This window comes from Yimella radicis, from assembly GCF_054778255.1.
The window spans coordinates 306,041-318,971 of the sequence record NZ_BAAGZR010000010.1; the positions used below are offsets into that span (position 1 = coordinate 306,041).

The following is a 12,931-nucleotide window of genomic DNA, read 5'->3' on the forward strand; positions in this document are numbered from 1 at the left end:
AGGGCACAAACTCACGCGGATTTGGTTGGGGTTCAGTCGGTGACGCGCTTGAGGCCACGCACGTCGAACCCGAAGGGCATCTCGAGACGGTGGCGCTTCATCAGATCGTCGTCCGACAGCAGGTCGACGGTATGGCCGTCGGCGGCGATCACGCCGTCCGACAGGATCACCGATCGCTCGCACAGTTGCACCGCGTACGGCAGGTCGTGGGTGACCATCAGCATCGTCACATCGAGCGACTGGACGATCTCGGCGATCTCGCGGCGTGAAGCCGGGTCGAGATTCGAACTCGGTTCGTCCATGACCAGGATCTCCGGCTCCATCGCAAGCACGGTCGCGATGGCGACGCGACGCCGTTGACCGAACGACAGGTGATGCGGCGGACGCCCCGCGAACTGGGCCATACCGACCAATTCCAGAGCGTGCTCGACCCGCTGCTGGAGTTCGGCTCCGCGCAGCCCCAGGTTGCGCGGTCCGAACGCGACGTCCTCCCCCACCGTCGGCATGAACAACTGGTCGTCAGGGTCCTGGAAGACGATGCCCACGCGGCGCCGGATCTCGAGCAGGTTCTTGTCGTCGACGGGCAGCCCGGAGACAGCCACCGACCCCGCCCCGGCGCGCAGAATCCCGTTCAGCTGCAACACGAGTGTGGTCTTGCCGGCACCGTTGGGACCGAGCAACGCCACCCGCTCGCCACGGTGCACGTGCAGATCGACACCGAACAGCGCCTGGTGGCCGTCCGGGTAGGCGAAAGCCAGTCCGCGGACGTCGAGAACAGGTGTGCTCACAGCAGGTGGCTCACGATGGCGACCGTCGCTGCAAGAACCGGGACGGTGAGACCGAGGATCCATGCCCGGACAGTCACGTGTTCTGCTTCGGCGCGCGGCATCCGCCCACCGTACCCGCGCGACAACATGGCCAAGTGCACTCGTTCGCCGCGCTCGTAGGAACGGATGAACAAGGCGCCGGCGGTGGACGCAAGCACCGGCCACTGACGCACCGATGTGGCTGTGAATCCTCGGGATTCACGTGCCATCCGCATCCGGCGCAATTGATCGGTCACGACGTCCAGATAGCGCACGGTGAATCCGAGGATCTGCACCAGTTGCTGCGGCAACCGCAACCGGTCCAGGCCGCGGACGACGTCCGGCGCCTCGGTCGTGGCCGCGAACAACAGCGACGCGAGCACGCCGAGCGTCCCTCGGGCCAGTAACGCGAGACCGGCATGCAAGCCGGGTTCGGACACGGTGACCCCGAGCAGCTGCGTCCGCGGACCGGTGGACACGAATGGCATCAGCACCGCAAACACGACGAACGGCACCTCGATCCACATCCGACGCACCAGGGAGGTCACCGGCACCCGCGCGACGGTGATCGCACCGCCCAGCAGCAGAGCGTGGACTCCGAACGCCCACCAGTTGCTCGTGCTGGTCGCGACGACCGACACGACGAACAGCGCCAGTGCCACCAGCTTCACCTGCGGTGCGAGCGCGTGCACCGGCGAGTGACCGTGCCAGTGCAGGGCGTGCCCGTGCGGACCACCCAAAGCGGTCAGTCGTTCTTACGCGAGCTGCGGCGCAGCAGCCAGATGAGACCGGCCATGATCGCGGCAACGACGATCAGACCGGCCAGACCCGCGAGTCCCCCCGACACTCGCGAGTCGGCCACACCGCTGACCGTGTAGTCGGCGAGCGGTGAGTCTGCAGTCTGATGGTCCTTCGCGGAGTCGGCGAAGCCGAGCGACTCGGCGACGTACTCCAGACCATCAGGATTGGCGGACGCGTAGAAGGACACGACGCCCGCGAGAAGGATGCTGACGATTGTCCCGACGATCAGGACCGTGCGGGTGGAGACCCGCTTCATGGACGATTCGCTGTGCGGCTCGGCCGTCTGGTCGAGATCGGTGCTCATGCGGCCACCTCCGTGCGGCGGATGACGAGTTCGTTGTCGGCCCGGTAGCGGCGCGCGCCGTACACCAGGTCCGGACGTGCGGCGAGCACGGACGAGACGGCGAGCGTCGTGATCAGCGCCTCACCCAGGCCGATCAGCAGGTGCCAGCCGAGCATCGTGACCGCGAGCTTGCCGAGCGGGATCGGGGCTTCGCCGCCGATGGCGTACAGGCCGGTGAACGCCAGCGCAGCGGCCGGGACGCTCAGCAACGCGGCGACGAACGCGGCGGGTGTCACCATCGTCCGCTTCTTGGGCAGAACGGCCTGCAGTCCACGGAAGACCAACCAGCCGGCCCAGACACCGACAATGCCCATCAGCACGACGTTCGTGCCGAGCGCGGTGATGCCGCCGTCGGCGAACAGCAGAGCCTGGACGAGCAGCACGACGGTCAGCGCAAGAGTTGCCGTGTACGGACCGACCAGGATCGCGGCGAGCGCGCCGCCGAGCAGGTGACCCGAGGTGCCCGCGCCGACCGGGAAGTTCAGCATCTGCGCGGCGAACACGAACACCGCGACCAGACCGGCGAGCGGTGCGGCGGCCTCGCTGAGTTCGCGGCGTGCTCCGCGCAGCGCGAGAGCCACGCCGCCGGCGGCGATGACGCCCGTGCCGAGCGACGTCGGTACGTCGAGGAATCCGTCGGGTACGTGCATGCGAAGGACCCTACTCCTTGATGCGACCCAGTCGCATATATTGCCCCGGATCCCCGCAAACTTGCTAGTCCAACGCGGACCTACCTCACACACCTAGTGGGTTCGCACGCGTTCAGTAAGTTCGCCGAGCTGGAGTGAACGGCAGAAGGTGGACGGGCAAGGCCCGCCCCGGCGAACCGGGACGGGCCCTTTGGTGTACCTGCGGTCAGGACGCCCGCGAGGAGCCACCGTCCCGATCACGGTCGCCGGCGTGCGCCGGGGTGTTCGAGGACTTCGCCTCGCGCGCCTTGGCACGATCGAGGGCAGCCTTGCGCTGCTGCTCGGAGTCGCGAGCGATGTCGGCCGCCTTGTCGTCGTCGCGGGTCAGGTTGTCGCCGGACTCCGGATCGAAGACGTGCATCAACGACGGGTCGAAGATCAACTCGGCGTCGTCTCCCTCGAGCACCCGCGAACGGGAGTCGAGGTTGACGATCATCTGGGTGCGCATGCCCTCACCGTCGAGGTCGCGGTCGAGCTCCTCGAGCTTGTCGCGCACTGCGGAGTCGGCATCGAACGGGATGTAGGCGTACTGCTCGTTGCCCAACCATTCGGTCTGGTCGACGTTCGCGGTGAACGTGACACCGTCGATCTTGTCGCCCAGCGAGGCGTCCTTGATGTACTCGGGACGCAGACCGACGATCACCAGATCCTTGCCCTTCACCTTGGCCGCAAGATCGCCGTCCATACGGACGTCGACGAACGGCAGGTGCAGGGTGTCGCCGTCGACCCGCGCGGGCAGGAAGTTCATCGGCGGCGAACCGATGAAGCCGGCGACGAACAGGTTGATCGGCTGTTCGTACAACTCACGCGGCGATGCGCACTGCTGCAGCACACCCTTCTTCAGCACCGCGACCCGGTCGCCGAGGGTCATCGCCTCGGTCTGGTCGTGGGTGACGTAGATGGTGGTGATGCCGAGGCGGCGCTGCATGCGCGCGATCTCGGTACGCATCTGACCGCGCAGCTTGGCGTCCAGGTTCGACAGCGGCTCGTCGAACAGGAACGCGTCCGCGTCACGGACGATCGCGCGACCCATGGCCACACGCTGCCGCTGACCACCGGACAGGTTGGCCGGCTTGCGCTCGAGGTGCTCGTTGAGCTCCAGCATGTCGGCGGCGGCCTGCACCTTGGACTTGATCTCCTCCTCGCTGTGCTGACCCTTGGCCAGCCGCAGCGGGAAGGCGATGTTCTCCCCCACCGTCAGGTGCGGGTAAAGGGCGTAGTTCTGGAACACCATCGACAGGTTGCGGTCACGCGGCGCGAGATCGTTGACCCGCTTGCCGTTGATCAGCAGGTCACCGGAGGTGATGTCCTCCAGGCCCACGACCATCCGCAGCAGCGTGGACTTACCGCAACCGGACGGGCCGACGAGGATCATGAACTCGCCGTCCGCGATGTCCAGCGATACGTCGTTCACTGCCGGAAAGCCGTCACCGTACTTCTTGACGATGTTCTTCAGCTCGATGCTTGACATGAAATCTGCCTTTCGAAAACAGGGCGTACGAGATGTGCCCGGTCAGCCCTTGACGGCACCGGAGGTGAGGCCCGAGACGATCCGGCGCTGGAACAGCAGCACGAGGATGACGACGGGGATGGTGACGACGACCGCGGCCGCGCAGATGGCGCCCGTCGGCTGTTCGAACTGGCTGGCGCCGGTGAAGAAGGCCAGCGCAGCCGGGACGGTCCGCGCGTTCTCCGAGGTCAGGTTGCTCGAGAACACGAAGTCGTTCCAGGCGGTGAAGAACGCGATGATCGCGGTCGTGAACACACCGGGTGCGGCCAACGGGGCGATGACCTTGGTGAAGGCCTGCCAGCTGGTTGCGCCGTCGACCTGCGCCGCCTGCTCCATCTCCCACGGGATCTGCTGGAAGAAGGCAGACAGCGTCCAGATGGACAGCGGCAGGGTCAACGCCAGGTACGGGATGACCAGACCGGGCATTGTGTCGAACAGGCCGATCTGACGCCACAGGTTGAACAGCGGGGTGACCATCGCGATGACCGGGAAGAACGACACCGCGAGCGCCGTGGTGAGGATCAGCTTCTTGCCCGGGAAGTCCAGTCGGGCGATGGCGTACGCACAGAACGTCGCCAGGATCACCGCGATGAAGGTCGCGAGCAGACAGATGATGATCGAGTTCCACAGGGCCGGCTTGAAGAGTTCACCAGCACCGTCGGAGCTGAAGATCAGCTTGTAGTTGTCCCAAGTGGGTTCCTTGGGCCAGAAGTTGCCGAACGAGCTCTTGTCCGGGTTGGTGAGGTCGCCCGGCTTCTTCAGCGAGGTCGCGAAGATCCAGATGATCGGAATGATCGTCCAGATCATCACTGGAATGGAGAAGGCGAACATTCCCCACTTTGCCTTGTTGCTGACGTTGGTTTCCATGGATCAGCTCCTCCCTCCACCGGCCAGGTCGACCTTGAAGCCCTTGACGAAGATGCCCGCGATGATGAGCACGATGATGAACAAGATCACGGCGAGCGCGGAGCCCATGCCGATCTCGACGCGTTCGACGGTTTCCCGGCCGACCAGCATCGACAGCGTCGTGGTCTTGTTCGCACCACCGGTCATCACCACCGGGTTGTCGTAGATACGCACCGCGTCGAGCGTGCGGAAGAGGGTGGCGACCATGATCGCCGCCTTCATGTTCGGCAGGATCACCTTGGTCAGACGCTGCCACCAGGACGCACCGTCGACCTTCGCGGCCTCCTCCATCGCGCCGTCCACCTGGGCCAGACCGGCCAGCAGGAGCAGCGAAACGAACGGGGTGGTCTTCCAGATCTCCGACAGGCAGATGATGAACAGCGCGCTCCAGCGTCCGCCGAACCAGTCGTAGTTGAGGTCCCAGGCGCCGAAGCTCAGCGTGTGCAGCCAGTGGTTGATGAATCCGGTGTCCGGTTGCGCCGCGTACAACCACGCGAACGCGGAGACAACGGTGATGATCGCGTACGGAATCAGCACGATCGTGCGCAGCGTGCGCCGCGGAAGAACGACCTTGTTCATCAGCAACGCGATCGCGAAACCGAGGATCAACTCGAACACCAGCGTGACAACCACGATGAAGAACGTCGTCATGAACGCCTCCCAGAACAGGCCGTCACCCAGAGCGGTGATGTAGTTCTGCAACCCGACGAACGTGCGTGCGCTCGGGTCGGTGAGGCGGTAGCTGAACAGCGACAGGTAGATCGCGTACGCGATCGGGTAGAGCGTCACCAGCAGCATGATGATGAACGCGGGGCCGGCCAGCTTCCATCCGAGCGACCGCTCACCCTTCGCGCGGTCGGAGAGTCCGCCCTTGCGCTTGCGGGTGTCGGGAGCGGCTTCTGTAGCGGTACTCACAACAGTGCCTTTCCGTTGAGGACCTCGACGATGTACTTCTGGGTGCTCGCCGGGGTCTGCGGGGTGAGCGCCCCGGGCGGGCTGAACCGCTGCTGCAGCGCCAACGAGATGTCACCCCAGTACTGAGTGAGCGGACGCGGTGCGGCGTTGTCGAGGTTCTCCCGGATCAACTTCGCGATGCCGCCGGGGAAGGCCTTCTCCACGCCTGCGTCGTCGAAGACCTTCTTGCGGCTGGCGGGGTTGCCCGACTTGGTCATGTAGATGGTCTGGTTCTCCTGGTTCGTGATGCAGGAGATCGCCTGATAGGCCAGGTCGGCATGCTTGGATTCCTTGCCGACAGCGAGCTGGATGCCGCCGTACGGGGGCTTGGACTCCTCGCCCGCTGAGACGCGCGGGTAGAGCGCGGCACCGACGTCCTTCTTGTCGGTGTTGGCGAGTGCGCCGTAGGTGTAGGGCCAGTTGACCAGGAACCCACCGTTGCGTCCGTCGAACAGACCGAGCGACTCGGTCTCGGTCGACGAACCGATCGCCGGACCGGCCACGCCGGACGTCGCGACCTTGCGGATGATGTCGGCGGCCTTCCTGCCGGCTGCACTGTCGATGCCGAGCTTGAGGTTGTCGTAGGTCTCGCCGGGGTTCTCGACGATCGCGCCGCCGGCACTGGTGATCAGCGCGTTGATCCACACCGCGTAGCCCTCGTAGAGCTTGGCCTGGACGCCGATCTGGGTGTTGGTCTTCTTGGCAGCTTCGATCAGCTGGTCCCAGGTGACCGGCTTGTTCTGCGGGTCGAGTCCGGCCTTCTGAGCGACCGACTTCTTGTACCAGAGCAGCTGGGTGTTGGCCCAGAACGGCACCGACACGAGTTTGTCCTTGTACATCGACGCGTCGACGGACGACTGGACCCGGTCTTGCTTGAACTGCGCCTGCAGGTTGTCGGGCACCGGTGCGTAGTAGTCGGCCGCCGCGAACTCGGTGGCGAACGCCGGGTCGACGCTCATGATGTCCATCGTCTTGTCGCCTGCGGCGAGACGGCGCAGCAATTGCAGTCGCTGGTCACTCGCGTCGTTGGGCAGCAACTGCACCTTGATCTTGTACTTGCCCTTGGATCCGTCCGCGCAACGCTTGGCCAGGTAGGCCTGACCACCCTTCGCGGCCGACGGGTCGGCGTTACCGACGTCGGGGTTGATGTACCAGGTGAGGGTCGGGGTGCCCCCGGCGGAGTCGTCGCTGCCGCACGCAGCGAGCCCCATGCTGGCCACGAGGGCAGTCGCCGCGATGAACGCGGCACTGCGCCGAGGTGGCGTTCGGCCTGTCATGTGATCGCTCCTGTTGTGTCCTTTCGAGTGATCGGCATGTCCCACCACCCGCATGTGACAAATGTCACGACAAACAGACCTTACTGATGGTTGGGTCATTCGGGCCGTATCGCCGGTACCGGTTTTGGTCTCGATCCGGACACGACGACTATCCGACCGGAACCCCGTCGTCGTTCCAGGCGTACGCGCCCGATCCTGCCGCCGGGCATCCTCGGCACGGGAATACGCTGGTCCCGCATCGACGACAAGGAGCAAGTGATGGCCGAATTCGCCTACGAGGACCTGCTGCCCATCGGGCCGGACACCACGACGTACCGCAAACTCTCCGACGAGGCAGTCCGCACCGTCGAGGGTCCCGGCGGCCGAACCTTCCTCGAGGTCGATCCTTCGGCTCTGCAACTGCTTGCGTCCACCGCGATGCACGACATCGCGCACTACCTGCGCCCGGCGCACCTGAGCCAGCTGCGGGGGATCCTGGACGATCCGGACGCGTCCAACAACGACAAATTCGTGGCACTCGACCTGCTGAAGAACGCGAACATCGCTGCCGCCGGCGTGCTACCGATGTGCCAGGACACCGGTACCGCAATCGTCATGGGCAAGAAGGGATCTCAGGTTCTCGTCGAGGGTGACGCCCCGGACGAGGCGGCGCTCAGCCGCGGTGTGTACGACGCGTACACCAAGCTCAACCTGCGCTACTCACAGATGGCTCCGATCACCACGTGGGAGGAGAAGAACACCGGCTCCAACCTGCCCGCACAGATCGAGTTGTACGCCGACACCCAGGCCGGGCACGAAACGACGTACAAGTTCCTGTTCATGGCCAAGGGCGGAGGCTCGGCGAACAAGTCGTTCCTCTACCAGGAGACCAAGGCGATCCTGAACCCTGACGCGATGCTGAAGTTCCTCGACGAGAAGCTCCGCTCGCTGGGTACGGCCGCGTGCCCGCCGTACCACCTGGCGATCGTCATCGGCGGCACGAGTGCCGAGTTCGCCCTGAAGACAGCCAAGTACGCGTCCGCGAAGTACCTGGACGAACTGCCGACCAGTGGCTCGATGACCGCGCACGGCTTCCGCGACACCGAGCTCGAGGAGCGCGTGCTGGAGCTGACCCGCAATTTCGGTATCGGTGCGCAGTTCGGCGGGAAGTACTTCTGCCACGACGTGCGGGTGGTGCGCCTGCCCCGCCACGGCGCCTCGTTGCCCGTCGCGATCGCGGTGTCGTGCTCGGCCGACCGCCAGTGCCTGGGCAAGATCACGCCGGAGGGAGTGTTTATCGAACAGCTCGAAACCGACCCCGCGCGCTTCCTGCCCGAGACCACGCACGAGGAACTGGAGGACAAGGGCTCTGACGATGTCGTCGCGATCGACTTGAACCGACCGATGCCCGAGATCCTGGCCGAGCTGTCCAAGCACCCGGTCAAGACCCGACTGTCGCTCACGGGCCCGCTGGTCGTCGCCCGCGACATCGCCCACGCGAAGATCAAGGAACGCCTGGACGCCGGCGAGGAGATGCCGCAGTACCTCAAGGATCACCCCGTCTACTACGCCGGACCGGCCAAGACCCCCGAGGGCTACGCGTCCGGCTCCTTCGGCCCGACCACAGCCGGCCGCATGGACTCCTATGTCGACCAGTTTCAGGCCGCAGGTGGATCGATGGTGATGCTGGCCAAGGGCAACAGGAGCACGAAGGTCACCGACGCCTGCCACGCGCACGGCGGCTTCTACCTCGGATCGATCGGTGGCCCCGCTGCTCGCCTCGCGCAGGACTGCATCAAGAGCGTCGAGGTCGTCGAGTACGAGGAACTCGGTATGGAGGCGATCTGGAAGATCGAGGTCGAGGACTTCCCCGCGTTCATCGTGGTCGACGACAAGGGCAACGACTTCTTCGCTTCCACCGCGAGGCCGACCGCATTCACCATCACCACACGACTGGGGCTATGACATGGCATTCGACGACCTGCTCGAAGCGAACCGTGCGTTCGCAGATGCGTTCTCGCTCAAGGGATTCGACGGCATCGCGAAGGCCGGTGTCGCCGTTGTCACCTGCATGGATTCACGTATCGACCCGCTCGGCATGCTCGGCCTGAAGCCCGGTGACGCGAAGATCTTCCGCAACCCCGGCGGACGCGTCAACGAGCCGGCCCTCGAGGCCCTGGTGCTCGCGGTGCACCTGTTGAACGTCAACCGGATCGTCGTCATCCCGCACACCAAGTGCGCGATGGCGGCGCAGACCGAGGACGAACTGCACGCCAAGATCAACGAACTCACCGGCACCGACTCCACCTGGCAGCGATTCCATGTGGTCGACGACCAGCGCAAGGCGCTGCGCACCGACCTGATGAAGGTGCGCAGCCACCCGTTGATCGGCGAGCGCGCCGAGGTGGGCGGGTTCATCTACGACGTCGACACCGGCCTGCTCAACCCGCTCGACTGAAGCCGGCTCAACCCGCACGGGGCGTAGGGTCGGCGCATGAGCTCCTTGATGGCCCGCGCCGCGTACGAGACCCTCGAGCCGTATCACGTGCTCGCCTACTTCAACCCGCACAACGAGGCCGCTCAGCAGTCGCTCGGCCTCGACCCGCTCGGCCTCTATTTCGGCGGACGCGCCGCACCGCTCGGACGGTGCACCGCAGCGGTCGTCGCGGCCACGTTCTACAACTTCAATCCGGCATACGTGAACCACGGTTGGAACGCGGCGCTGACCGCCGGCCTGCCCGAGGTGGACGCAGCGCGGACCCGTGCGGTGGATGCATCCCTGCGCGATGCGCTCGGTGACCGTGTCGAGGCTCCCGAACTCAGCGAGATGGTCGGCGCGCTGCGCGTCGCGATCGGCGAAGCGTCCTACGCCGGACGCCCCCTGGCCGCTGCGTGGGCCTTCGCGCCGTGGCCGGACGAGCCGCACCTGCAGTTCTGGCACGCGATCGCGATCGCCCGCGAGTACCGCGGCGACGGTCACGTGGCGGCACTCGTCCTCGCCGGTCTCTCCCCCGCTGAGGCGTTGGTCTTCCATGAGGCCCCGCACCCCGACCCCGACCTGCGCCGACGCACCCTCGGGCGCAAGATCTCGCAGAAGACCCGCGGGTGGTCGGACGCCGATTGGGACGGCGCCGCAGAATCGTTGCGCGCCAAGGGAGTTCTTGGCGCCGACGGTGCGATGACCGACGCCGGCGCGAAGCTCTACGACGAGATGGAACGCGAGACCGACCACAGCGCAGCCTCGTTCTGGGCGCACGTACCCGATGCCGCCGGTCTGTTGGACAAGGCGAAACCGTTCGTGAAGGCAGTCATCGACACCGGCTACCTACCGGGCACCAAGCGGAAGAGCTGATCGATGCGGGTCGTCTCCCTGGCCGTCCACCCCGTCAAGAGCACCGCGATCCGACCGGTCGAGAAGGCGTCCGTCACCCGTGCCGGACTGGCCGGCGACCGCGAGTGGATGGTCGTCAACGACTTCGGCGAGTTGATCTCCGCCCGTGAATTCCCGCCGCTGTTCAGCGTCGTGGCCGACAACGCTGCGACCGGGCTCGCCCAGGTGGCGCTGAAGCTGTCGGCGCCCGGCATCGAGCCGCTCACCGTCGACCTTCCGCACGACGGCGAGGAATGTTCGGTGCGAATGTTCACCCGTCCGCCGATGACCGCGCGGGCCGCCGGTGCGCAGGCGGACGCCTGGCTCGACCGCGCCCTCGGCACCCGGGGATTCCATTTGGTGTGGTGCTCGAATCCGACTGCACGACAATTGAACCCGGAGTTCTCACGACCGGACGACCATGCCGCTTTTCAGGACGGCTACCCGGTCACCCTGCTGTCGACGGCGTCCGTCGCTCGATTGCAGGACTGGGTGACCGAACACGCGGTGGAACGCGGCGAGGATGCTGCGACCATCGGATCCGACCGCTTCCGCTCGAACATCCTGATCGACGGCGTGCCCGAGGCGTTCGCCGAGGACGGATGGAGCGGCGTCCGTATCGCAGACGTCGACTTCCGGGTCGCCAAACGGGTCGACCGATGCGTGATGACCACGATCGATCCACAGACCTATCGCACGGCGAAGGAACCAATCAGAACCCTTGCGCAGCACCGGCGTTCGGGCGGCAAGACCTGGATGGCCGTTGCCCTCATCCCCGACTCCGAAGGGGAGATCTCCCTCGGCGACGAGGTCATCCCCCACACCTGAAAGTCCGCACAACCGGCGACTCCACCCGCGCGTGCTGCGGACGCAGGAAATTGACTGTCCGCAGTTCTTCGAGGTCAACTCGCCGGAACTGCGGACTTTCGGGTGGTGGCCCTAGAGCGCCAGCTCTGCTCGGACCACCTGCGCCAGACGCGCGGTCACCGACTCGGCAAGCTCAGCGGTCGGGGCCTCGGCCATCACCCGGACGACCGCCTCGGTACCCGAGGGACGTAGGAGCACGCGTCCGTCGGCGCCGAGCTCCGCGCTCGCCTGCGAGATCGCTTCCTGCACAGCGGCATTGCTTCCCACAGCCGCCTTGTCGACGTCCTTGACGTTGATCATGTGCTGCGGCAGGCGGGACATCACGGTGGCAAGTTCGGCCATCGTGCGGCCGGACGATGCGACCTGCGCCGCCAGCATGAGTCCGGTGAGCACCCCGTCGCCGGTGGTGCCGACGTCGGTCAGGATGACGTGGCCGGACTGCTCGCCGCCGAGGTTGTAGCTACTGCGACGCATCTCCTCGAGCACATAACGGTCACCGACCGCGGTCTGCTTGACCGTGATGCCATGCTGTTCCATCGCCTTGTGCAGCCCCAGATTGCTCATCACGGTGGCCACCAGCGTGTCACCCGCGAGCGCACCGCGCTGCTTCATGCCGACCGCGAGGATCGCCATGATCTGGTCGCCGTCGACCTGGGTGCCGGACGCGTCGACCGCGAGGCAGCGGTCGGCGTCGCCGTCGAAGGCCACGCCGAAGTCGGCACCCGCCTCCACGACGGTCGCCTGGAGCTTGTCCAGGTGGGTGGAGCCGTAGCCGTCGTTGATGTTGAGACCGTCGGGCTCGGCGCCGATGACGGTGACCTTCGCACCTGCGCGGCGGAACGCATCCGGGCCGACCTCGCTGGCCGCACCGTGGGCGGCGTCGATGACGACATGCAGCCCGGCGAGCGAGTGCGGCAGCGACGAGAGCAGCCGATCGGTGTAGCGCGCAGCACCTTCGGTGAACGGGCGGACGCGTCCGACGGCGGCGCCGGTCGGGCGGTCGGGGGTGGCGTCCATCGCGTCTTCGATGCGGTCCTCGACCTCATCAGGCAACTTGTGGCCACCGAGAGCGAAGAACTTGATGCCGTTGTCCGGCATCGCGTTGTGGCTTGCCGAGAGCATGACGCCGAAGTTGGCGCCGAGGTCTGCGGTGAGGAACGCGACGGCAGGCGTCGGCAGAACGCCGACGTCGTACACGTCGACTCCACTGGAGGCCAGGCCGGCGATGACCGCCGCGGAGAGGAACTCACCCGAGGCGCGCGGGTCGCGTCCCACGACCGCGGTCATGCGTTCGCCGCCGCCGGTGACTGTGCGTCCGAAGACCCTGGCTGCTGCCTCGGACAGCCGCAGCGCCTTGTCGGCGTTGATCACCGGGCCGTTGGCCAGTCCTCGTACTCCATCGGTGCCGAACAGACGCGTCACTTACTCA

At 66.0% G+C, this 12,931-nt stretch carries 13 protein-coding genes; 4 read left to right on the plus strand and 9 right to left on the minus strand.

What is annotated here, in order from left to right; genetic code table 11:
• Window positions 1–32 precede the first annotated feature (32 nt).
• The 8 genes from ACYU8W_RS10930 to ACYU8W_RS10965 all read right to left on the minus strand — a co-directional run bounded on the left by ACYU8W_RS10930 (window position 33) and on the right by ACYU8W_RS10965 (window position 7,286).
• The gene (locus ACYU8W_RS10930) at window positions 33–788 is read right to left on the minus strand and encodes an energy-coupling factor ABC transporter ATP-binding protein (protein WP_499469028.1); all 756 of its coding nucleotides are present in this window, start codon (window positions 786–788) and stop codon (window positions 33–35) included.
• Window positions 785–1,546 carry a cobalt ECF transporter T component CbiQ gene (gene cbiQ, locus ACYU8W_RS10935; protein ID WP_499469029.1) on the minus strand — a complete coding sequence of 254 codons (762 nt, stop codon included), beginning with the start codon at window positions 1,544–1,546 and terminating at the stop codon, window positions 785–787. Before cbiQ ends, ACYU8W_RS10930 begins: the two co-directional genes overlap by 4 nt.
• Window positions 1,547–1,551: 5 nt before the next feature.
• Window positions 1,552–1,911 carry a PDGLE domain-containing protein gene (locus ACYU8W_RS10940; protein ID WP_170221737.1) on the minus strand — a complete coding sequence of 120 codons (360 nt, stop codon included), beginning with the start codon at window positions 1,909–1,911 and terminating at the stop codon, window positions 1,552–1,554.
• The gene (locus ACYU8W_RS10945) at window positions 1,908–2,600 is read right to left on the minus strand and encodes an energy-coupling factor ABC transporter permease (protein ID WP_499469031.1); all 693 of its coding nucleotides are present in this window, start codon (window positions 2,598–2,600) and stop codon (window positions 1,908–1,910) included. The genes ACYU8W_RS10940 and ACYU8W_RS10945 overlap by 4 nt, the downstream gene beginning before the upstream one ends.
• Window positions 2,601–2,805: 205 nt before the next feature.
• On the minus strand, window positions 2,806–4,110 hold the full coding sequence (locus tag ACYU8W_RS10950; RefSeq protein WP_499469033.1) for an ABC transporter ATP-binding protein: 1,305 nt from the start codon (window positions 4,108–4,110) through the stop codon (window positions 2,806–2,808).
• A 42-nt stretch (window positions 4,111–4,152) separates the two neighbouring features.
• Complete coding sequence (locus tag ACYU8W_RS10955) at window positions 4,153–5,016, minus strand: carbohydrate ABC transporter permease (protein ID WP_141927711.1); 864 nt, start codon at window positions 5,014–5,016, stop codon at window positions 4,153–4,155.
• 3 nt (window positions 5,017–5,019) lie between these two features.
• The gene (locus ACYU8W_RS10960) at window positions 5,020–5,970 is read right to left on the minus strand and encodes a carbohydrate ABC transporter permease (protein WP_499469035.1); all 951 of its coding nucleotides are present in this window, start codon (window positions 5,968–5,970) and stop codon (window positions 5,020–5,022) included.
• The gene (locus ACYU8W_RS10965) at window positions 5,967–7,286 is read right to left on the minus strand and encodes an extracellular solute-binding protein (protein ID WP_499469037.1); all 1,320 of its coding nucleotides are present in this window, start codon (window positions 7,284–7,286) and stop codon (window positions 5,967–5,969) included. The genes ACYU8W_RS10960 and ACYU8W_RS10965 overlap by 4 nt, the downstream gene beginning before the upstream one ends.
• A 258-nt stretch (window positions 7,287–7,544) precedes the next feature.
• Between ACYU8W_RS10965 and ACYU8W_RS10970 the strand changes: the two genes are divergently transcribed.
• The 4 genes from ACYU8W_RS10970 to ACYU8W_RS10985 are packed head-to-tail and all read left to right on the plus strand — an operon-like array spanning window position 7,545 to window position 11,463.
• A complete protein-coding gene (locus tag ACYU8W_RS10970; protein WP_141927709.1) occupies window positions 7,545–9,230 on the plus strand; it encodes a fumarate hydratase in 1,686 nt (561 codons plus the stop codon).
• Between the two features lies 1 nt (window position 9,231).
• The gene (locus tag ACYU8W_RS10975) at window positions 9,232–9,723 is read left to right on the plus strand and encodes a beta-class carbonic anhydrase (protein ID WP_141927708.1); all 492 of its coding nucleotides are present in this window, start codon (window positions 9,232–9,234) and stop codon (window positions 9,721–9,723) included.
• Window positions 9,724–9,759: 36 nt separating this feature from the next.
• Complete coding sequence (locus ACYU8W_RS10980) at window positions 9,760–10,617, plus strand: SCO6745 family protein (RefSeq protein WP_499469040.1); 858 nt, start codon at window positions 9,760–9,762, stop codon at window positions 10,615–10,617.
• Window positions 10,618–10,620: 3 nt separating this feature from the next.
• Window positions 10,621–11,463: an MOSC domain-containing protein gene (locus ACYU8W_RS10985; protein WP_499469042.1), complete on the plus strand. Its 843-nt coding sequence runs from the start codon at window positions 10,621–10,623 to the stop codon at window positions 11,461–11,463.
• Between the two features lie 111 nt (window positions 11,464–11,574).
• Here ACYU8W_RS10985 and glmM read toward each other — a convergent pair whose 3' ends face one another.
• Window positions 11,575–12,924, minus strand: coding sequence for a phosphoglucosamine mutase (glmM, locus tag ACYU8W_RS10990; RefSeq protein WP_499469044.1), 1,350 nt, complete (start codon window positions 12,922–12,924; stop codon window positions 11,575–11,577).
• Between the last annotated feature and the right edge of the window lie 7 nt (window positions 12,925–12,931).